The following is a 22,538-nucleotide window of genomic DNA, read 5'->3' on the forward strand; positions in this document are numbered from 1 at the left end:
AAACTTAATCACGCGCGTTAATATACGCTTGCTCACTCACAGCATGATACGCCTTCACCTGATCACGGTAGTTCTTAAACGACTCATATACTTTGTTGGTCAGCTCGTCACTGGTAGCAACTTCGGCCACCACTTCATCTGACAACACTTTCAGTTTATTCAATACATCCTGTGGGAATGGGCGAACATCAACACCGTGCTTTTCTTTTAATTCCACCAGCGCCGCATGGTTACGAGTGGTGTATTCGTTCAGCATATCCTGGTTAATGGCTTGTGCCGCAACACGCACGATGGCCTGCAGATCTTTTGGCAGTTCTTCGAACGCCGGCTTATTAATGGTGAATTCCATCATAGAACCTGGCTCATGCCAGCCCGGGTAGTAGTAGTGTTTCGCCACTTTATACAAGCCAAATGCCAGATCATTGTAAGGGCCAACCCATTCGGTGGCATCGATGGCACCGGTTTGCAGTGATGTGAAAATCTCACCGCCCGGCAGCGTCACTGGAGTACCACCGGCACGTTTCAGCACCTCACCACCAATACCAGGAATACGCATTTTCAGACCTTTAAGGTCGTCAACGCTGTTAATTTCTTTGTTAAACCAGCCACCCATTTGTACGCCAGTGTTACCACCCGCCATCGGTAAGATATTAAAAGGCGCGTACACTTCTTCCCACAATTGTTGTCCGCCACCGTATTGAATCCAGCCATGCATTTCCTGTGCAGTTAAACCAAACGGAACCGAGGTGAAAAATTGTGAGGCTGGAGTTTTACCTTTCCAGTAATACGCACCACTATGACCCATCTCTGCAGTGCCTTGGGATACTGCATCAAATACCTGTAACGCAGGAACCAGTTCGCCCGCACCATAAACCTTAATGGTTAAACGGCCACCGGACATGTCGTTTACCATACTGGCAAAACGCTCTGGAGCTGTGCCTAACCCCGGGAAGTTTTTTGGCCAGGAAGTGACTAACTTCCATTTAAACGTTTGTTGCTGTTGGGCAGCTGCTGATGATTGCGCACCTTCGGTTTGAGCTTCTTTATTACAACCGGCGATTAATAATGCTGCCGCTGCAATTGCCCCAAGGCCAAATGATTTAACAAGGGTTTTAATTTTCACACTTAATTCCTCTGTGTTGTTTTTATAAATATTATTAATTATTAGTAAGGTAAGAGAGTCGTATATTTTTAATAGCAGCAATAGGATGTTGCGACAGCGCAGCGATCACAAGGACGTGGCTTCTGCGCTGCGGCTAAAAATATACTGCTCTCTTACCTAAAATTCTTAGTAGTATGCCGGATCATTTTTCTGCCACCGTCCCGAAGGCACATCCATGTGCCTGCCGGACGGATGCAACATCCATGTTGCTGTTCTCGAAAAACGAATCCAGCATACTCTCTAGTGAGTTTGATCAAACCTTTTCAAGCTTGGCAAAATTAGCCACTAGCCACTTCTGACCGGCGTCATCAAAAAACACCTGCACCCGCAGTCCCGGGCCCTGACCTTCAAACTGCAGCACCGTGCCTTCACCAAACATCTCATGGTAAACACGGTTACCCAGATCGTACGGTACCGAGGCACTCTGCTCTTGTTTAATAAAATCTGGTTGCGCCGGTGTATTAAACCCACCTTGGCGTTTTGCCGTCAGCGGTCGACTGACACTGTTTTTCAGACGAACTTCCTGAATCAGTTCCTGCGGAATTTCCCGAATAAAACGCGACGGCGTACTGAAATTTTCCTGACCATGCAAACGACGGCTTTCGGCATGAGTCAGAATTAACTGCTCCATTGCCCGGGTGATACCAACGTAAGCCAGACGACGCTCTTCTTCCAGGCCTTCCGCTTCATCCATCGACATTTTATGCGGGAATAAACCTTCTTCCATGCCCGCCAATACTACTTGCGGGAACTCCAGACCTTTGGCCGAGTGCAGCGTCATTAATTGCACCGCGTCTTCGTATTCATCCGCCTGACCTTCACCCGCATCCAACGCAGCGTTATCGAGGAAGACCGCCAGATCTAACTGGCTGGTCGGTTCTTCACCATCAGCATCTGTTTCATCGGATGGCAGATAATCGCCGGTTTCAAACTGACGCGCGGCGTTAATTAACTCTTCCAGGTTATCGAGGCGCGCCTGACCTTTTTCACCTTTCTCTTTTTTATGGTGTTCGATCAAACCGCTTTGGGTAATAACCTGATCAACAATTTCGTGTAATTTTAATTCTTCGATGCCAACACTCATTTCATCGAGTAAATCGACAAAGTTCTGCACGGCAGTTCCGGCACGTTTCGGTAATAAACCTAACGACACCGCTTCATTAGCGGCCTGCCATAACGAACAACCCTGATCTCGGGCATGGCTGCGCAAAATTTCCACGGTTTTTTCGCCAATCGCCCGCGCCGGAACATTAATGACTCGCTCCATCGCCGCATCGTCCTGTCGATTTAATAACAGGCGCAAATACGACAAGGCATTTTTAATTTCCAGGCGCTCATAAAAACGCTGGCCACCATAAATGCGGTAAGGAATGCCTGAGCGCAAAAACGCTTCTTCGAGGGTGCGCGACTGAGCATTGGAACGATACAACACCGCCATCTCGGTACGCTGGCGGCCATCACGTGACCACTCATCCACCAAATCGGCAATATAACGGGCTTCGTCCTGCTCATTAAAGGCGCTGTATAAACGAATCGGTTCGCCTTCAGCACCTTCCGTCATCAGGTTTTTACCTAAACGCCCCTGGTTATTGGTAATCACGGCGTTGGCGGCGGCCAGGATATTAGCCGTAGAACGATAATTCTGCTCCAGCTTAATCAGCTCAGCGCCCGGGAAGTCTTGCTGGAAGTTACGGATATTATCGATATTGGCGCCGCGCCAGCCGTAAATAGACTGATCGTCATCACCTACCGCCATCACCGAAACCCGATCACCGGCTAACAGCCGAATCCAAGCGTATTGGATATTGTTGGTGTCCTGAAATTCGTCGACCAAAATGTTGCGGAAGCGTTGCTGATAATGTTCCAGCAGTTCCGGGTTGTGCAACCATAATTCATGAGCACGCAGCAGAATTTCACCAAAATCCACCAGACCATTTTGCTGGCAGTTTTCTTCGTAGATGGAATACACCGTGCGCAAGGTTTCCTGAAACGGATCAGCCGATGGAATCACATGCGCCGCACGACGGCCTTCATCTTTCTGGCCGTTAATAAACCACTGAATTTGTTTTGGCGGATAACGGCTGTCGTCGATGTTGTGCGCTTTCATCAGGCGTTTGATTAACCGCAGCTGATCGTCACTGTCGAGAATCTGAAAATGTTGCGGCAGTTTGGCTTCACGCCAGTGTTGCTTCAACAAGCGATGTGCCAGGCCGTGGAAAGTACCCACCCATAAACCATTGGAAGGCACATTTAACAGCTCTTCCAGACGGCCGCGCATTTCTTTCGCCGCCTTGTTGGTAAATGTCACCGCCATCACCGCAAACGGCGATACGTTCTCCACATTTAACAGCCAGGCAATACGCTGCACCAGCACCCGGGTTTTCCCCGAACCCGCGCCGGCCAATACCAGCTGATGTTTGGAAGAGGCAGCCACCGCATTGCGCTGACCATCGTTTAAGTTATCGAGCAAAAGTGAAATATCCATGGACGCGAGTCTATCAGATTCATGCCACAGATTTGATAGCTTTACTGTATATATTTACACCCATTTATTCACAATAGTGCTGCTCTGCTCGCTGATCATCATCGCTGGCACTCATAGCAGATTCACTTATAATCCGCGCAGTTAATAGTGATTTACTACACTCAGTAATATCACCCATCCCCATTCTGGCTGTGCGAGGCTGATTTGAGACAGAGTCCGGTTCTGACAGAAATTGCAGCAGCAATCCCTAACCTGCGTAAATCTGAGGTTAAGGTTGCCGAGTATGTGCTCAAGGCACCGGAACAGGTGATGCACATGCGGATTGTCGATCTGGCACAGGAAGCTCAGGTCAGCGAACCCACCATCGTGCGTTTTTGTCGCGGTATTGGCTGCAACGGCTTTCAGGAATTTAAAGTCCGCATCGCTCAGGAAATGGCGGTCGCCAATAACATCGGTCAGTTTGCGATCGCCGAAGATGACAGCATTGAAGACATCTGCGACAAAATTGCCGATACCACCATCCAGCGCTTACATCAGGTTAAGTCGCAGCTGAAAACCAAACAGGTAGCTCAGGCCGCCAACGCCATCAGCGCTGCTCGTCGGGTCGAGTTTTATGGCTTTGGTGCATCCGGTGCCGTGGCAACCGATGCACAACACAAGTTTTTCCGCTTACAGGTCGCTACGGCTGCTTACAGTGATCCACATATGCAGTCGATGTCGGCGGTGACGCTGGGCGAAGACGATGTGGTTGTTGCCATTTCCCAAAGCGGGCGCACCAAGGATTTATTACATACCGTTCAACTGGCACAACAACACGGTGCTCAGGTGGTGAGTTTGGCACCCGCAAACACTCCATTAAGCCTGGCCGCTGATTTACCGATTCATATCAATATCGAAGAAGACACCGAGCAGTTCACGCCGATGACCTCCCGTATTGCTCATCTGATGATCATCGATATGCTCGCCGTCGCCGTTACCCAGCGTCGCGGCCCCGAGTTTGCTGAACATTTAAATGCCATCAAACGCAGTATTAAGTCACTTCGCCTTGAAAATTAAGGCTCAAAAATAAGACAAAATACGCCATAAGTTCGTTTTGCCGCTGACTTTTTTGTCAAACTGACGGCAATAATCAGGCGTCAATTTCCCTATTTTTTCCTTACACCAGAAGAATCAAGGCCTCGGTTTGGTTACTGATTGTTCATTCAATTTTCGGGTTATTTGGCCACTTCAATTTTTACTGTCATTCTATTGCAACCAATAAAAAGAAAAATCATGGCTCCGGGTTAGCAAAACCACACTGACTGTGATCTACAGAAGGAATAGAACAATGGAAGCAGCTATTAAGTTCGAAGGCCACGAAGAAGTTGTATCGTTCGATCAGAACGGCAATGTGGTGGTAAAAAAAGAATCGCAAATGTCTAAAAAGCTGATGGCCCGTCGCGCCATTGAAGCACATCGTGAACGCAAATGCCTGGAATCTGAATTAGAGGATTATTATTTCGAAGAGATGTAAAAACTGGTTCTCTATCACCTCCAGCATGTATATGTTGGAGGTAGAATCTAGCCAAACCCGCCGTATTTCTGATGGTTACAACATTGTTGTATTAGTGCTGTTACGTGGCTGTTCAGCACATTACCTTCGCTGAAGCTGTTCTTTCGTTCCAAAAAATCTGTATGCAAGCGATACTCCCACCATGTTAGTCTGGTTTTATGCCAGAGCTTTGTTCCTGCGCCTGCTTGTATCAGAGCTCCTATTCCAATAATAAGAACAGGAAGCAAGGTATGAAATTCCCTATAAAACCGTTAATAAATAGCAGTGTTATATCGGCCGCGTTACTGATTTCGGCTTGTGGAGGTGATAGCAGCAGCTCTTCAGGTCCATCAATGCAAGTAACTGCCACCAAGGTGGCAAGTGTTACCCAGCAAGCCATCGACAGCGCAATGACAGAACAAGGGTTGATTGCACTGTCAGGTCAGGCAGATTGTGACGTAGAGCTGTATCGGCTTGAATATTCGAGCCTCGGGGTCGAAGGTGAGAGTGTGACCGTATCAGGAGCATTATCATTCCCTTCAGGCCCTGGCTGTGAGGGGCCATACCCGCTACTGGCCAAGGCTCATGGCACAACGACTCAGGAAGACTACATTGAAGCAACGGTCGAAAGTGCAGCTTTTGACCACGGTTTTTTTGCTTCTCAGGGATATGTCGTCGTCAGCCCGGATTACCTCGGATTTGGCGCTTCAGAATATGACTATCATCCGTTTTTGCATCGGGACAGTCAGGCACAAGCCATGATTGATGCGCTACGTGCGGCACGTATTGCTGTCGATTCACTCGAAGAAAATATCGAACTGTCCGGCAAAGTCATGCTTGCCGGCTACTCTCAAGGCGGCCATGTGGTTATGTCGGCTCAGAGAGCGATTGAGGCAAATTATTCAGACGAATTCAATCTGGTCGCCAGTGCCCCGATGGCAGGTCCATATCAACTGGAACAAACTTTTCTAAGCGGTATAAACCCGGCAATACCGAATGTTGCAGCTGGGGTTTTCCTATCCTATGTGGTTGAGTCTTTTCAGAATATTTATGGGAATATATATACTGATCTGGAAGACGTTTTCTTGCCACAATTTACCGACGATATCACCGACAGCTTTCCGGGTGAAAGAAGCTTAACCGAGTTTCTTATTGGCGGTGTTTTCCCGACTGATCCGGATCAGTTTTTGCAAAACGATTATCTGAATGATTTTGAAACTAACCGTGACAATGCATTCCGGGTTGCTTTGCGAGACAACGAGGTGCTCGACTTTACTCCTAAGACACCAACGATTTTATGCGGTACCAGTGAAGACGGCGCAGTCCCTTATTTTAATACCGAAGCCGCGGCCGCATACTTTAATAACAACGGAGTAACAGTTCCGGTTATTGATGTCGCAGATCAGATCACCGTGATTCCAGGTCTTAACCCCGGGTTAATCCATCACTCTCTTGGTAATCGCTATTGCTATGCAGCGGTCAAAGAGCGCTTATTAGAACCGGCCAAATAATAAAAGCCTACCCGGAAAGCATTTCCGGGTAGGCTTTCACTCAGTAATACATTACCAGGTTACTTAACGTTTAATATCATCAAACGAAAAGCGCCACCCTCCAATCGTCAATTTCCTGCTGATCGCAACCAGACAGGTCATCCTCCAAACCAACAATCCAATAATCAGATTGCCCAGTGCGGCTCCAATCAATAAACCGCTGTAGTCCCACAGGTAAGAACCAACAAAAGCGCCTGGGACATAAAAGACAAACAAGCGTACTGCGTTTAATACCATCGAGCTGCTGGTTTTCTGAAGTGAGTTCAGCGCCGAGTTCACACACAACACCACTCCCATGCCGAAGTATCCAATCGGCAACCAGCGCACAAATTCAATGATGGTTTCCTGCACCGCCAGGTCATCAGAAAATAACGTTGCTAGCCATTCAGCCGTCAGCCAGAACGTGATCACGATAGCGCCTTGCAGCAACAGTAAAAATTTAAAACTACTGAGTAAGGCTTCAAAGATGCGTTCATCCTGATGAGCACCATGATTTTGTGCAACAAAGGTTGGCAAGGTAGATGTCAGCGCCAGAATGACAATCAAAGCGAAAGGCTCCAGGCGCATGCCAACACCAAAGCCAGCAACAGCTTCTTCACCTAGTGGTGCCACCATCACCAATAGTACAGCGCCGGCTACCGGCACCATCATATTCGTAACCATGGCGGGTATGCCTAAGGCCATCATACGCCGCCATAACTGCTGGATCTGACTCCAGCTCATGCCATGGCGACTGAGAAAGCCTGACTGACGCTGACGCGTCAGAATAACCGCCAGTACAATTACCCAACACAGGGTACTGGCTAATGCCGCACCGCCAACGCCCAGAGCCGGCACAGGCCCCCAACCAAAGATTAATAATGGGTCCAGCAACGCATTCAGGACTGCAGCTACCAGCATCATTTGTGACGGCAGCCGGGTATTACCGGTCGCCCTCATCGAGCTGTTCTGCACCATCATCACCAGCATAACAACGGAACCTGGCCACCAAAACACCATGAAATTCCAGATTTCAGGCAATAAATCCGGACTGGCGCCCAATACCGCAAAGATATAGTCATTAACCAGCAAACCAAGAATGCTGATTAAAACACCCAGCACCACGCTCAGCATCAGAGCTGCCATCGCAGCCCGCTTCGCTTGCAGGTCATCGCCGGCACCAAATGATTTTGCAATCAATGCGGATGCCGCGATTCCCAGCCCAATGGATAAGTTCATCACCAGCATAGTCACCGGCATCGCAAAGCCTACCGCCGCCAGTGATGTCGTGCCTAATAATGAAATAAAATAGGTATCTACCAGCTGAAAAAAGAACACCGCCATGATGCCTATCACCATGGGTTTCGTCAGCTGGTATAACACCTGATTTACAGGTGCAGTCAGAATGGCTTCACGCACGTAACAATCTCAACTCAATCAAAAAACCGGCTCAACTCAAACAAAAAAACTGGCTCACATAAAACAGCCAGATCAGGTTGTTACTCTAACGTACTTTGTAGTGCTAAACAGGGCCGTTTTATGCCAGATAACGAACAATTTGTTGCCGATATTTATCATTGTAAAACGTTGTTCAAGTATTTGTTTCAGACTTGCAGATCGTGAGTGCGACCGTTAGGCTGGCTGCGCTTAAAAAACTCTTCTTGAAAACAACTTATCAACGGACTGCTTATGCGTACTCTCCCTATCCGAGAAATCTGTCTGATTTCTGGTTTAATCTCTGCTTCATTTGTCTCTGCTCAAGAAGAAGCACCGTCATCTCCGTGGTCAGGTTCCGCCGAACTGGGTTTTATCGATACCTCAGGTAATACAGATACTCAGAGCACTAACGGCGCTTTCGACCTAAAACACGATGGCCAGGACTGGGACCAATACCTCAAGCTGGAAGCACTGACCAGTAAAGAAGACGACGTTACTTCGAAAGAAAAATATTATGGTGAAGTCGGATTTGACCGTAACTTTGGCGAACGCTCTTACCTGGCGATTACCGGTACCCACGAGCGTGATCGCTTCAGTGGCTTTGAATACGAATCAGTTATTGCTGTGGGTTATGGCTACCGTGTTATCCAGCAAGATAATATGAACCTGTCGCTTGAAGCCGCACCCGGTTACCGTCGCGATAAGTTAAAAGAAACTCAGAAAATCAATGAAGACTCTATCGCTCGACTGGACGCCAAGTTTGACTGGTTAATCAGTGAAGGGGTGTCGTTTATCGAAGAGTTTACGGCTGAAATTGGTGATGAGAACTCGACTTACCGTTCAGAGACCGGCTTAAAAAGCACTATTATTGGTGCCCTGGCAACCAAAATCACTTACAAAATTAAGTATGTTGAAGAAGTGCCGGACGAAAATGAAAACATTGATCGTGAGCTTGGCATCACACTGGTCTATAGCTTCTGATCAACAAGGTAATACCCTCGGCTTTCTCGCCCCTGAGTCACTCACGATTCAGGGGCGGTAAAATCATAAGATCACACTTTGGTCGTAAGCCTTTCACCCCTTCCCCCGTATTACTTACGTATAAATACCAGTATCATGCCTGACTTTTCAGGACAGCAATTATTGTTGTAACACACTCTGTGTTATCCCCACCTATGACATGGGATCCGATGTCCTTAATCAACATGCTTTGGAGTGATGTATGACTGACACAATGTCTAACGATGTGGTTATTGTTGCCGCGACCCGCACCGCCATTGGCTCATTTGGTGGATCACTGGCAAGCGTGTCCGGCAGTGATCTGGGCGCAACTGTGATTCAATCTCTGCTGGAGAAAACAGCCATTGCTCCGGAGCTGGTTGATGAAGTACTGATGGGCCAGGTATTAACCGCGGCTTGTGGCCAGAATCCGGCACGTCAGGCTTCGATCAAAGGCGGCCTGCCAGACACTACACCAGCCATGACGATCAACAAAGTCTGCGGTTCTGGTTTAAAAGCCCTGCATCTGGGTGCTCAGGCAATCAAATGTGGCGATGCAGACATCATTATTGCCGGTGGCCAGGAGTCTATGTCGAACGCAGCTCATGCTTTACCTGGTTCACGTAACGGCCAACGTATGGGCAACTGGAACATGGTCGACACCATGATCAGTGATGGCCTCTGGGACGCGTTTAATGATTACCACATGGGGATTACGGCTGAAAACATCGCCGATTCATACAGCATTGAACGCGCCGAGCAAGATGCTTTCGCCGCTGCGTCTCAACAAAAAGCGTTGGCAGCGATAGAAGCTGGCAAGTTTAAAGACGAGATTACCCCGGTTGTGATTCCACAACGCCGTGGTGACGATATCGTATTCGATACGGATGAAAATCCACGTGCCGGTATCTCAGAAGAAAAACTGGCCGGTATGCGCGCAGCCTTCAAAAAAGACGGCACCGTGACCGCAGGCAATGCCTCATCATTGAATGATGGCGCTGCAGCTGTGATGTTGGCCAGCAGAGCCAAAGCCGAAGCGCTGGGACTGCCGATTCTGGCAACCATCAAAGCATACGCAAATGCCGGTGTTAACCCTGAAATTATGGGTACAGGGCCAATTCCGGCAACCAAGAAATGTCTGGAAAAAGTTGGCTGGCAGGTTTCTGACCTGGATTTAATTGAAGCGAACGAGGCCTTTGCAGTACAAGCCTTATCGGTTAACAAAGGTTTGGAATGGGATGCCAGCAAAGTGAACGTGAACGGTGGTGCGATTGCTTTAGGCCATCCGATTGGTGCATCCGGTTGCCGTATTCTGGTGACGCTGCTGCACGAAATGATTCGCCAGGATGCTAAAAAAGGTCTCGCGACCTTGTGCATCGGTGGTGGCATGGGTGTCTCACTGGCGATTGAGCGTTGATATTTCTGAACAAAAAACAGAATGAACAAAAAACGCGCCATCGGCGCGTTTTTTGTTAGAGGCTAAATCTGGCAAAAAACTACTGGGGCGTTTCAGTATCACCAGAGTCATTACTGCTATAGGTTGTGATCACAGACTCACTTACGACTTGTTCGTCAATCAAAACACGTGCTGCGAATATCACATAGGCAGAGTTGGTAGCATCAAAAGTAGCAGAAACGCTAAAGTCACCTGTATTCAAAGTCTGTTCAGAAATAACAGAAGGCTCGCCAATCTCGTTGTATGCCAACAGTTGCAACACAACAGCTTCACCAGAGACGACTTCCCCGGAGTAATTCAGTGTCGAAGTCTCGACGTTAAAATTGCCCAAACCACCAGCAATATAATCACCAAACTCAACACCTTGCTGGGAACCTGGGAAGCTTCCTTCACCTTGATAAATAGCAATATCATCGACTAGCCAACCGCGAAACCCATTGTAAAGCGAGTCTTGAGTTGTAAAAGCAAAGCGTAGCTTGATTTGTTGTCCGGCAAAGTCAGACAAACTAACCGGTTCCTGAGACAACCATAACGGTGCTTTGTTAAAGCCACGATTTGAGTAAGGTAACGGAGCTCGCTCTCCTCCAATTGGATCAGACAGTGGATTCAGACGAGCGATGTCACTCCAGCTACTACCATTGTCGGTCGATACGGAAATGATCATCAAATCAAATCCATTTTCGTTCGGGTTAACCGATTCAATTTCCCACCAGGTATTAAAATCCAAAGCCAATGGTGCACTGGCATTGGTCAAATCAATTAATGGAGAAACAATAGCGCCAGCATTATAGCGATCTGACTCACCACCATCAGACTCAACACCGCCATTGGTATCATCAATATCACCCAGGAAATTACCCTGGCCAACATTGCCTGCCGCGGATTGACCATACCAGCAGGCATAATTCCCCTGAGGATCAGGGATCTTCCCACCCGATTGATCATCTGGAGCTAAGGAAACCAGATTCTCAACAACGGCCTGATTAATAATGGATAAACCGCTTGAATGGCTGTGCCATAGGTTCAACGCTTCCGCCTCCTCAACAGCATCCAGATTCGCAGCAACCAAAATAGATAGGGATGTTGGAATGACTTCAACAGGCTCCTCTCCTGGTACATCATCGGGTATTCCTTCAGGAGGTGTTATAGCCTCGAAGCTGGCTGCGCTCCACATTCCACAAACAGCCCCATCGGTTAGCTGTTCAAAGTCTTCCTGATAAAAAGTTTCAACCAACTCAGTTTGCGGCTGCAAGGAATAATTCAGACCTGCAATTGCCGTAACTGTTTGAACATTGGCAATCTCTGCCACATTAAAAGGAATGTATTGAGTCTGGAAACCTTCCCGAACAATTCGGATGGTCGCTTCACGCATCGCCAACAACTTATCCAGGGACACATTAATAATAAGTGAGAACTCACCATCAGAATTGGTGACTGCCGATGCAACAGCACCATTAGTTCCAACACCACCAGACAACTCAATTTGAACATTTTCCAGAACACCTGAGTCGCCGTAAATAACACCTGTTAAAGAGGCAAAAATGCCTTTCCCTTCCAGGCTTTCCGCCAGCAGATCACCTTCCGGATCTTCGGACACAACAATTGGCGCGGCAACCGTTGTCGACTCAGCTGCATTGTTCGGCAATATCTCTAAAACCGTTGAAACAGTGACATCTCCAATAGTAATGGATAAAACGTATCGGCCGGGAGACAGATCAGGTAACACCAAGTCACCATTTTCATCTGCGGTCAGCAATTGAGAATTCTGAGCGGATAACGCAGCAATGTTACCGGTCGACTGCGGTGAAACGGTTACGCTGGCATTAGCCAACGGAGAACCACTTGCGTCAACTAACGATAATGAGGAAATCGAGCTATTCTCAGGTACAAAAGGTTCTGGTTCTGGCTGAGGCTCTGGTTGAGGCTGAGGCTCTGGTTGAGGCTGAGGCTCTGGTTGAGGCTGAGGTGCTGGTTGAGGCTGAGGTGCTGGTTCTGGCTGAGTGCCAGGTTCATCTGACTGACCCGGATCAACCTGATTCCGAGGTTCGTTTTCAGGCGCTCCGCCTGAGCCACCGCTGCCACCACAGGCAACAAGTAAACTAATTAATGAAAATAAAAACAGGTTCTTCATTAAGAGAACTCCTTCCTTGAGTTTGAATTTCAGAGGCAGAGATACTATTCCCATTACTTTCTTTTTTCCAGTAACCACCCAAACAAATAGTCATTTGTGAAAAACAAATTGTTGTCCACTGGCATTAACCGTCCGATTGGGAGATTTGTCTGAGCTTTCTGTTTACCTCTGAAATAGGACACTCTATTCTCTTGAACATATACCTATAACGACACCCTTCTTCACCGGCAAAAGCCGCAACACAGGATCGTGTTTATGCCTGAGCTTCATTCCCCATCAAACGGCAATATGATGACCCAACCACTGGTGATTCCGGATTTACTGGAATACGCAGCGGCTCATCATGGCAATCGTGAAATCATCAGCCGTCGCTTAGAAGGTGATATTCATCGCTATACCTATCGCGATGCTTTATTACGCTCCAAGCAGTTGGCAGTCGCGCTGCAGCAACTGGGCGTTCAACCCGGCGACCGGATTGCCACATTGGCCTGGAATACCTATCGCCATTTTGAGTGTTATTACGGTATCTCAGGCATCGGAGCGATCTGCCATACCGTCAATCCACGCCTGTACCGTGAACAAATCGAATACATTATTAATCATGCTGAAGATTGTTACGTTTTTCTTGATGCTTGTTTTGCCCAATTACTGGAACCCATAGCCGATCAGCTCACCACAGTAAAAAGCTTTATTCTGCTGATCGATGAAGATCAGATGCCCGACACTTCACTGCCTAACGTCAGCTGTTACGAAACTCTGATTAATACGTCTGAAGTCACAGAGGCATTACCAAACTTCAATTGGCCAGCCTTATCACAAGATAGCGCCGCTTGCCTGTGTTACACCTCGGGTACAACCGGCAACCCCAAAGGCGTTTTGTATTCCCATGGCTCAACCGTGTTGCATGCTTTTGCCAGTCGTAATCCGGATGCATTGAATATCAGCACCGATACCGTGGTGATGCCGGTGGTGCCCATGTATCACGTCTGCGCCTGGGGTATGCCGTACATCGCGCCGATGTCAGGAGCCACTTTGGTACTGCCCGGCGAAGGCATGGATGGTAAAAGCCTGCACGAACTGATTGAACTGGCTGACATCGATTTAATGTTAGGCGTACCTACGGTTTGGCTGGGATTAATCGACTACCTGAAACGTAATAACTTACGCATGGATTCAGTTAAAACTGTTGGTGTTGGAGGTTCAGCTTCGCCACGCTCTCTGGTCGAAACACTGGATAAAGAATATGGCGTGTATTTATTACCGATCTGGGGCATGACCGAGACATCACCATTAGCAACGCTGGGTGCGCCAACCAAAGCCATGCAATCGATGAGTGATGACGAACGCTACCGTCTGCAAACCACTGCTGGTAAACCCATGTTTGGCATCCATCTGGAAATCTTTGATGAAGATGACCAACCCGTTGCTCACGATGGCAGCAGTCGCGGGTTATTGCGTGTCCGCGGCCCTTGGGTATTAACGGCCTATTTTAAAAATGAAAAGCCAGATTCTTTCTTTATCGATAAAAATGGCAACCAGTGGTTTGATACTGGCGATATTGCCGTCATCGATGACAACAGCTATCTGCAAATTGTCGATCGAGCCAAAGACGTTGTGAAATCCGGTGGCGAATGGATTTCTTCCATTGATCTGGAAAATGCGGCTGTTGGCCATGAAGCCATTAATGAAGCCTGTGTGATTGGTGTCAAACACCCCAAGTGGGATGAACGTCCGCTGTTGTTTCTGGTAAAAAATGAAGACGCGTCTGTCAGTAAAGAAGACGTCTACCAATATCTGGAAAGCAAGGTTGCTAAATGGTGGTTACCGGACGACATCATTTTTGTCGAAGAACTGCCACACACCGCAACCGGAAAACTGCAGAAACGAACACTGCGAGATGAGTATCAGAACTATCTGATCGAGCTGAGCGGAGCATAAACCGCTCACTCCTAGCCCACTTCACTCCAAACCTACTGCGCCCCGGACATATTCCGGGGCATTTGATCAACGCCATACTGGCGAATAGGTCTGCATGCAGTGGGTTTTATTACTCGCTTTCACCATATCCTGTTCAAATAATAAAGCGGATGCCAACAACCAGGCATAGGCATTCAGCTCCGCCACTTCTTCATAAAAACGGAAAAATTCCGGTTTAAACACTTCTTTATCAAACACGGCGCCCACCAGTAGCAGAGCCAAAGAAACCATCGCATATAAGAAAAAATGGCTATTAAAGGCATTTTTCATCAGGCTCCAGTAGCAGGAAAAACTGCGTGCTAAGGAATACAGCAAGGGGAGCCAGATCAGCGCCATCAGGATTTTAAAACCCGTGCCATCCACCCAATATACCAACCACTCAGGGCCAATATGTTTCACACTCATTTCACGCATAAAAAAGCTGAACATCAGAGCGGTTGCGGTCAGCGCCAACCAGCGCAACTGTCGTCGTGTTTGTGGGCTGACTTCATCCATCTCGCACCAATCACTACGCCAAAAAGTCCAGCCTGCCGCCAAAATTAATGCCAGTTGCAGATGCTCCATCATTTGATTTTCATCGTACAAAATCACCAACCCTTGCTGGATAACCGACCAGGCAAGAATCAGCGATAACACAGCAACCGAAGCGATGACTCCGGTGACAATACCAGCACCATCACCAGATCTCTGGCCGACACGTTCTGAGGAATCAGTTAGTCTCATCAAACAACACTCACGTTAATATTCATTATTGAGTGCATCTTATGAAATAAATCTGTCATCAATTATATTCAGAACTGCAACAAATTAGACCGGCGAATAACACAATGCCCGCAGCGCCCTTATTTCAACAACTGTCAGGTTTGTAAGTCACAAATAGCGGAGCCGAACGGATTGTTTCAATTTCAAGAACAATCATGCGTTTTGCCAGTTGAATGGATCTCAGGCAGAATCACCAGCCGCTTATTGATGATTCATTCTCAGGTTGATTTATGAACAGCACCCAGTCTGCGATGCAAATGCTCACCCGTGTTGGTTTTTTAGAAGGCTGCTCGTTTCTGTTACTACTTGGCGTTGCTATGCCACTCAAATACGTTTATGGCATCCATGAAGCAGTACGGATTGTCGGCTCAGCTCATGGGTTGCTCTTTATGGCCTACCTGGTGGTGTTATTAATCACCGCAAACCGCATCAAATTACCGCTTTGGGCCATGCCTGCTGGCGTGATTGCAGCCGTACTGCCATTTGGCCCGTTTGTATTTGATTACGCGTTAAAACGCTCCGTAGAAAATACATCTGTGACGGACACTAACTGATGTGCCTGATGGCGTTTAATTGGCAAGCCGAAGACAATCGGCTGATTTTGACAGCCAATCGCGATGAGTTTTATCAACGCCCGACAAAAGCGCTCCACTCCTGGTCTGAACATCCGGGCTTATACGCCGGAAAAGACTTACAACAGGGCGGCACCTGGCTGGGCATCACACAAAACCAGCGCTTTGCTACACTCACCAATATTCGCGCTCCGGGTCACGAACCAGAAAATGCACTGAGTCGTGGTAATCTGGTGCTGGACTTTCTGACGTCTGAACTCAGCGGCGAAGCCTGGTTGCAACAACTGGCGAACACAGCAATGCGTTACGGTCTGTTCAACCTGATTTGTTACGATGGCGAATTTTTGTGGTATAGCCATAACCATCCCACATTTCATTACCAGCAGCTGTCTTCCGGCTTATATGGCTTAAGCAACGCACACCTGAATACGCCCTGGCCCAAAACCGAACTGGCCAAGAAACAGTTGGCCGAATGGCTGCAACACTCTCATAACAGCATACCGGCTGATTTACTCGACCGACGTCTGCCCTTCCCAGATGAACAGTTACCGGATACAGGCGTGCCATTGGAATGGGAGCAGCGGTTATCCAGCCAGTTTATTCTTTCGCCTCATTATGGAACCCGCTGTTCAACGGCATTGGTGATCAATGACCAGCAATGGCAAATCAAGGAGACCGTTTGGCAAAACAACGGTGAAAAAGCCAGCGAGACGGAATTTTCACTGCCATCGGCTGCTCGCTGCTAAAAATCGACTGTCTTCTGTTAAAAATCGATTGGCCTCTGCTAAAAAACACTGCCTGACAAAAACTTGTCGTAATTCAATAAGTTACAAAATATTAAGCTAAGTCACTGAAGCTGCTTCAATTTTTCTTAACGTCCCAAAAACCGGTTGCACAGCTTTACAAAATTCTAATTACCGTAGCGCGATTCGCATCACATTTATTCAAATCGCCGTCCATACTTTGTGGCATGAACAGATTATCTCCAGCGCCACAACAGCATAAATTCCTCGGAGCCACAGGTTGGATTGCCATCACCTGTCTGGTTCTGCTGTTTGTTGTGCTGGCTGCCAGCATCAATACCAAACCTTATATGCCACCCAAAGTGGCACAAAAATATATGGAACACTGGTTGATTGAGTCCGCACGGCGTGTTGCCGGAGAAGTTCGCCTGAAACACGTACGTTCGATTGAACCCTTCTATTTGCGTCGCGAATATCAGCCTGTGTGGATGGACAGTTACGAGCTGACGAAAGCAGGCCAGGAATTGATGCAGGTGCTGCGAGAAACCGCCGCCGACGACTGGCGTCATTACGGCTACGAGCTGGCGACATTAGAGCGGGAAACCATTCGCCTGTCGAATATTCCCAAGCAGGCTACCGCGGTTGAAGTGCTGCTGACCGACGCCTTCGTCACCTATGCTAAACAAGCACTGAATGCCGAGCTGCTGCCCGATACCGGAGAAGGCGACCATCCGGTTCGTAAAGTTTCCCTGTCTTCGGCTTTACCCAATCCAGGTGCACAAATCAGCGAAGATCAAATCCTTGATTTATTAAATCAGGCCATTCAGGAAGACCGCCTGGATCAATTAGTCGATCAACTCACTCCCTCACACCCGGGTTATCTGAAACTTCGTGGCGAACTCAACCGCTACCTTGATATCGCCAACTCGGGTCGCTGGTACCCACTGCCTGATGATCTGGCACTGCAAACCAATGATCGTCACCGTTTGGTGCCTCATCTGCGCTGGATGCTGAGCGAATACGGAGACCTCAGTAAAAGTGCGTTATCCTGGTTTTTCAAAGCCGATGAAAAACGCACGCAAGCACCGGCAGAGCATGACAACTATGACCTGAACCAGGCTGAGTTTTTATTTGACGCACCCTTGGCCGAAGCTCTGAAAAAATTCCAACAACGCCACAATATCGATGCCAGTGGTACGTTAGATGATCAAACCCGTCAGCACCTGAATACGCCGCCTTACCAGGTTGCCCAGCGTATCGCCCTGAACATGAAGCGCTGGCGCCACCTGCCACAGGAGTTGGGTCAACGACATGTGATGGTGAACATGGCGGATTATCGCTTACGCCTGATGAATGGTGGTTCTTCTGAACTGGATATGAAAGTGATTATCGGCAATCTGAAACGCCGCACTCCTGTGATGTCTCATCAGATCAGCTTATTGGAGCTGGCGCCAACCTGGTCTGTGCCACGCCGTATTGCTGTTACCAGCCTGTTGCCTAAATTAAAACGGAACCCCAATTACCTCAATGAAAAGGGGTATCAGGTGATCCAGCATGTAAACGGTGTGGATAAGTTTGTTGATCCAAAAACCATCAACTGGAAAAAACTCAGCGCGCGTTATTTTCCATACCGTTTGATTCAAAAGGCCGGAAAAGACAATGCGCTGGGTACCATCAAGTTCCTGTTCCCGAATGATCAGGATATCTACCTACATGACACCTCGCAGCGACAGCTGTTTAGCCTCGACAAACGAGCATTAAGCTCCGGTTGTGTACGCGTCGAAAAACCTCGATTGCTGGCTGAAAAATTACTGCGCGGTCAGCAGGGATGGCACCGTTCCAACATCGACAGCGCCATCGATCAGAACCGCACGACACGCATCCGTTTGCAGGATAAAGTGCCGGTTTACCTGATGTACTGGACTACCTGGGTTGATGATGACGGTAACTTACAGGTACGGGATGATGTGTACAAACGCGACCTGATTGCTGGCTTGGCGCCAACCAATCCGGCGGTATCACTCTGAGTTACATTCTTCCAGAGCGCCCACACTTAATCAGAACACTGGCCGTCAGTTACATTTAGCAGGCTGTCATTTATGACTTTTAAAACTTTTCTTCATCGCAAAATTTCATAACCCCAACTACTGCACAGCAAGATTGTGCATACTGGGCTCATAATAAAGTGTTATTAAATGTAACCAGGTTATGGGTTCTTTCGGGGAATTTGCAGATGCAACAGCGTCGTCAGTTTTTAAAAAATACCGCCTTATTGGGCGCAGCCAGCTTAACCAGCCAGCTGAGTTTTGCCGAGCAGTTACAACAAGATCAGAAAATTGCCGAAGAACGCACATTACATCTCTATAACATTCATACCGGTGAATCACTGAAAACCACCTTCTGGGCTGATGGCCAGTATCTGGACAATGAAATCCAGGATATTGATTTATTGATGCGCGACCATCGTGCAAATCAGGCAATTGCCATGCAGCGCCGTTTGTACGATAAGCTGTTTCACCTGCAAAACCTGTTCAGCAGCAAAGAGCCTTTGTACGTGGTTTCTGCTTACCGGGCGCCAAAAACCAATGCCGACTTACGCCGCCAGAGCAATGGCGTAGCCGAAGGCAGTATGCACATGCAGGGTAAAGCGATTGATATCCGTATCCCGGGCGTGTCTCACCGTCATTTACACAAAGCGGCGGTTGCCATGCGTTCCGGTGGTGTTGGTTATTATCCGAAAAGTGGGTTTATTCATATCGATACCGGGCGTCGTCGCCAGTGGCAAGGTGCCTGAACTGAAAGGTATCTGGCTTAGTGAGAAGAGCCCTGAGGGCCGATAATCCGTGAGAAGCCGGCTTTTTCTAGCGACAACTGGATAGTGGCCACAATAATTGGGGCACTGTCCATCTGCATTACCTCTGCCAGCAATTCCTGCGCCCACTGCTGGCTGATACCGCGAATCACCGACTTCACCTTAGGCAGGTTGGTTGCGTTCATGGATAACAGATCGTAGCCCATCGCCATCAGCAATACCGCACCCAATGGGTTACCCGCCAGCTCACCACAGACGCTGACCGGTGTACCCTGTTCACGGGCGCCGTCAGCAATCTGCTTCAGTGCTGTCAGAACAGCCGGGTGGAATGCTTGATACAAACCTGCGACGCGTGGGTTATTACGATCCACTGCCAACAGATACTGGGTCAGGTCGTTACTGCCGACGGATAAAAAATCCACCCGCTGCGCCAGCTCTTTAATCTGATACACCGCTGCTGGCACTTCGATCATCACGCCAACATCGGGCATTTCAACTTCAAAACCTTCTTCACGCACTTCAGCATGCGCCCGGTAAATCAGGTGTAACGCTTCATCCACTTCATTGGTGTGGCTGATCATTGGTAACATGATGCGCAGATTGTTCAGGCCTTCGCTGGCCTTTAACATCGCCCGTACCTGCACCAGAAAAATTTCCGGATGATCCAGTGTCACACGAATACCGCGCCAGCCTAAGAAGGGGTTGGCTTCGTTAATCGGGAAGTAGGTCAGCGCTTTATCACCACCGACGTCCAGTGTGCGCATCGTGACCGGAGCCGGAGCAAAAGTTTCCAGCTGCAAGCGATAAGTTTTCTGCTGTTCACTTTCACTGGGAAAGCGATCTTTCATCATAAACGGCACTTCGGTGCGATACAGGCCAACACCTTCGGCGCCGCGATCCAGGCTGCGTAACGCATCGGTGACCAGGCCGGTATTCACCCACAACGGAATACGATGTCCATCCAGGGTTTCCGCCGGCAAGTCTTTTAATTCCAGCAAGTCTTGCTGCAATAATTGTTCTTCGTGATAAATGGCCTGATATTCTTCCCGCAGCTCGTCATTCGGGGAGGAGTACAACAACCCGCGGTAGCCATCAACAATCAGTTCCAGCCCCTGCAACTGAGCGTAAGGAACATCCACAACCCCCATAATGGTGGGAATGCCCATCGCCCGGGCCAGAATGGCAACGTGCGAGTTGGAAGAACCCTTTACCGACACCAGGCCGCGTAATTTCTCTGCCGGTACTTCCCCCAGCATCGACGGCGTTAACTCTTCGCTGACCAGAATGGCATCGTCGGGGATATCTTCCGCCGAGGTTTCATCTTCATTGCCCTGCAGGTGCGCCAGAATCCGAGTACCCAGATCACGAATATCGGTAGCACGTTCGCGCAGGTACACGTCTTCCATCTTCTGGAAATGGCCGACATATTCCATCACCACCTGACGTAGTGCGCCTTGCGCCCAGTTGCCATCACGGATGTGGTTTTTTACTTCCGCACCGAGGGCATTGTCATCCAGCATATTGAGATACACATCAAACAGCGCCATCTCTTCCGGGCGTAGTTCCCCTTCCAGCTGACCACCCAGCTTTTTAATTTCTTCCCGGGCACCGGCCAGCGCATCGTCAAAACGCTGAAGTTCGTCATCAATCGAATCAGGAGCTTTATCCACAACCGCCGATAAATCCGCTGCCGGAGTAATCACATAGGCGTGGCCAAGGCCTACACCCGGAGCACCCGGTGCGCCATTAAAGCGGGCGTTCTTTTTACGGGAAGCCTTATTGCTGGACGGTAAATCAAGAATATCACCAGTGGCTTCAGCGTGAGCGATCACCCCGGCCAACTGTGCTGACATGGTCACCAGGAACGCTTCTTCACTTTCATCAAACTGGCGGCTTTCACGTTGCTGCACCACCATCACACCCATCAGGCGCTTATGGTGAATAATAGGAACCCCGAGGAAAGACAAAAACGGATCTTCCCCGGTTTCTGATAAGAAATGGAATTTGGGATGCGCCGGAGCGTTATCGATGTTCAATGGCTCTTCACGAGCCCCAACCAGACCCACCAGACCTTGCGAGGAACTCAGCTTTACCCGGCCAACTGCGGTTTGTTTTAAACCTTCAGTCGCCATCAGTACATATTGCTTCACTTCCGGGTCGAATAAATACACAGAACACACTTCAGTCTGCATGGCTTCGCGTATACGCGCGACCACGACCTGCAAGGCTGCATTCAGATCGGATGCAGCGCTGACTTCCTGAACAATGCGTCTGAGTATATCCAGCATGATGCTTTTACCCTGAGCTCCGTGAATGTTGATTCGATTTAGGTTATAGCTGAGCGTTACGTTGTAGCTTGGCAATCCGCGGTGACAGCTCACTCATTGCCCGACGATAGACATCGCGCTTAAAGGCCACCACCTTCCCCAGAGGGAACCAATAGCTGACCCAGCGCCAGCCATCAAACTCAGGTTTATCGCCCAAGCGTACATTGATCTTTGAGTCATCGGCGGTCAGTTTTAGCAGATACCATTTCTGCTTCTGGCCAACGCACACCGGGTGACTGTCATGGCGGATCATACGACGCGGCAGCCGGTACCTTAACCAACCACGAGTACAACCCATAATTTGCACATCTTCTTTTGTCAGGCCAACCTCTTCGGTCAGCTCTCGATACAATGCCTTTTCCGGGGATTCCCCCTTCTTTATCCCGCCTTGGGGAAACTGCCAGGCATCTTGACCAATTCTCCGCGCCCATAACACCTGACCTTTGTCGTTACAAAGGATGATGCCGACGTTGGGCCGGTAACCCTGCTCGTCAATCACAATGCCATCCGCTTAATCTTTAAATTGCTTCCAAATTTGCTGATTTCGCCACAAAGGTCAAGTAAATCACGGTGTTAGCGGCCAAAAAGAGCGACTAAGTGGCGTAATCACACACA

17 protein-coding genes are annotated in these 22,538 nt (G+C 48.6%); 10 read left to right on the forward strand and 7 right to left on the reverse strand.

Going from position 1 to position 22,538, the window contains the following annotated elements; all coding sequences use genetic code 11:
* Window positions 1-4: 4 nt before the first annotated feature.
* Together KFF03_RS16800 and uvrD are read right to left on the reverse strand one after the other, a co-directional pair.
* A complete protein-coding gene (locus KFF03_RS16800) occupies window positions 5-1,123 on the reverse strand; it encodes a TRAP transporter substrate-binding protein (protein WP_255858075.1) in 1,119 nt (372 codons plus the stop codon).
* 292 nt (window positions 1,124-1,415) lie between these two features.
* Window positions 1,416-3,647, reverse strand: a complete 2,232-nt coding sequence (gene uvrD, locus KFF03_RS16805) for a DNA helicase II (protein WP_255858076.1) — start codon at window positions 3,645-3,647, stop codon at window positions 1,416-1,418.
* Window positions 3,648-3,851: 204 nt separating this feature from the next.
* Here uvrD and KFF03_RS16810 point away from each other — a divergent pair, with 204 nt between their 5' ends.
* From KFF03_RS16810 to KFF03_RS16820, 3 genes are all read left to right on the forward strand, one after another.
* Window positions 3,852-4,703: an SIS domain-containing protein gene (locus KFF03_RS16810; protein WP_255858077.1), complete on the forward strand. Its 852-nt coding sequence runs from the start codon at window positions 3,852-3,854 to the stop codon at window positions 4,701-4,703.
* Window positions 4,704-4,974: 271 nt separating this feature from the next.
* Complete coding sequence (locus KFF03_RS16815) at window positions 4,975-5,160, forward strand: PA3496 family putative envelope integrity protein (RefSeq protein ID WP_255858078.1); 186 nt, start codon at window positions 4,975-4,977, stop codon at window positions 5,158-5,160.
* Window positions 5,161-5,531: 371 nt separating this feature from the next.
* Window positions 5,532-6,689, forward strand: coding sequence for a S9 family peptidase (locus KFF03_RS16820; protein ID WP_255858079.1), 1,158 nt, complete (start codon window positions 5,532-5,534; stop codon window positions 6,687-6,689).
* 63 nt (window positions 6,690-6,752) lie between these two features.
* Here KFF03_RS16820 and KFF03_RS16825 read toward each other — a convergent pair whose 3' ends face one another.
* A complete protein-coding gene (locus KFF03_RS16825; protein WP_255858080.1) occupies window positions 6,753-8,126 on the reverse strand; it encodes an MATE family efflux transporter in 1,374 nt (457 codons plus the stop codon).
* Window positions 8,127-8,396: 270 nt separating this feature from the next.
* Between KFF03_RS16825 and KFF03_RS16830 the strand changes: the two genes are divergently transcribed.
* Both KFF03_RS16830 and KFF03_RS16835 read left to right on the forward strand, forming a co-directional pair.
* Window positions 8,397-9,125 (forward strand): YdiY family protein, encoded by a 729-nt coding sequence (locus KFF03_RS16830; protein ID WP_255858081.1) that lies wholly within the window; start codon window positions 8,397-8,399, stop codon window positions 9,123-9,125.
* Window positions 9,126-9,366: 241 nt separating this feature from the next.
* Entirely contained in the window at window positions 9,367-10,560 is a 1,194-nt protein-coding gene (locus KFF03_RS16835) for an acetyl-CoA C-acetyltransferase (protein ID WP_255858082.1), read from the forward strand.
* Window positions 10,561-10,639: 79 nt separating this feature from the next.
* On the opposite strand, the gene KFF03_RS16840 is transcribed toward KFF03_RS16835, so the two are convergent.
* Entirely contained in the window at window positions 10,640-12,730 is a 2,091-nt protein-coding gene (locus KFF03_RS16840; protein WP_255858083.1) for a carboxypeptidase-like regulatory domain-containing protein, read from the reverse strand.
* Between the two features lie 255 nt (window positions 12,731-12,985).
* Here KFF03_RS16840 and KFF03_RS16845 point away from each other — a divergent pair, with 255 nt between their 5' ends.
* A complete protein-coding gene (locus KFF03_RS16845; protein WP_255858084.1) occupies window positions 12,986-14,668 on the forward strand; it encodes a long-chain-fatty-acid--CoA ligase in 1,683 nt (560 codons plus the stop codon).
* Window positions 14,669-14,734: 66 nt separating this feature from the next.
* Here KFF03_RS16845 and KFF03_RS16850 read toward each other — a convergent pair whose 3' ends face one another.
* Window positions 14,735-15,430, reverse strand: coding sequence for a hypothetical protein (locus KFF03_RS16850; RefSeq protein WP_255858085.1), 696 nt, complete (start codon window positions 15,428-15,430; stop codon window positions 14,735-14,737).
* Window positions 15,431-15,699: 269 nt separating this feature from the next.
* Between KFF03_RS16850 and KFF03_RS16855 the strand changes: the two genes are divergently transcribed.
* The 4 genes from KFF03_RS16855 (at window position 15,700) to KFF03_RS16870 (ending at window position 19,578) form a co-directional block, all read left to right on the forward strand.
* The gene (locus tag KFF03_RS16855) at window positions 15,700-16,023 is read left to right on the forward strand and encodes a DUF3817 domain-containing protein (protein ID WP_255858086.1); all 324 of its coding nucleotides are present in this window, start codon (window positions 15,700-15,702) and stop codon (window positions 16,021-16,023) included.
* 8 nt (window positions 16,024-16,031) lie between these two features.
* Window positions 16,032-16,787 carry an NRDE family protein gene (locus KFF03_RS16860; protein ID WP_255858087.1) on the forward strand — a complete coding sequence of 252 codons (756 nt, stop codon included), beginning with the start codon at window positions 16,032-16,034 and terminating at the stop codon, window positions 16,785-16,787.
* 224 nt (window positions 16,788-17,011) lie between these two features.
* Window positions 17,012-18,811 carry a murein L,D-transpeptidase gene (locus KFF03_RS16865; RefSeq protein WP_255858088.1) on the forward strand — a complete coding sequence of 600 codons (1,800 nt, stop codon included), beginning with the start codon at window positions 17,012-17,014 and terminating at the stop codon, window positions 18,809-18,811.
* A gap of 206 nt (window positions 18,812-19,017) precedes the next feature.
* Entirely contained in the window at window positions 19,018-19,578 is a 561-nt protein-coding gene (locus tag KFF03_RS16870; RefSeq protein ID WP_255858089.1) for a DUF882 domain-containing protein, read from the forward strand.
* A 17-nt stretch (window positions 19,579-19,595) separates the two neighbouring features.
* On the opposite strand, the gene ptsP is transcribed toward KFF03_RS16870, so the two are convergent.
* Both ptsP and rppH read right to left on the reverse strand, forming a co-directional pair.
* Window positions 19,596-21,884, reverse strand: a complete 2,289-nt coding sequence (gene ptsP / locus KFF03_RS16875; RefSeq protein WP_255858090.1) for a phosphoenolpyruvate--protein phosphotransferase — start codon at window positions 21,882-21,884, stop codon at window positions 19,596-19,598.
* A 43-nt stretch (window positions 21,885-21,927) separates the two neighbouring features.
* Window positions 21,928-22,422, reverse strand: coding sequence for an RNA pyrophosphohydrolase (rppH, locus tag KFF03_RS16880; protein ID WP_255858091.1), 495 nt, complete (start codon window positions 22,420-22,422; stop codon window positions 21,928-21,930).
* Between the last annotated feature and the right edge of the window lie 116 nt (window positions 22,423-22,538).

Source organism: Bacterioplanoides sp. SCSIO 12839, from assembly GCF_024397975.1.
GTDB lineage: Bacteria > Pseudomonadota > Gammaproteobacteria > Pseudomonadales > Oceanobacteraceae > Bacterioplanoides.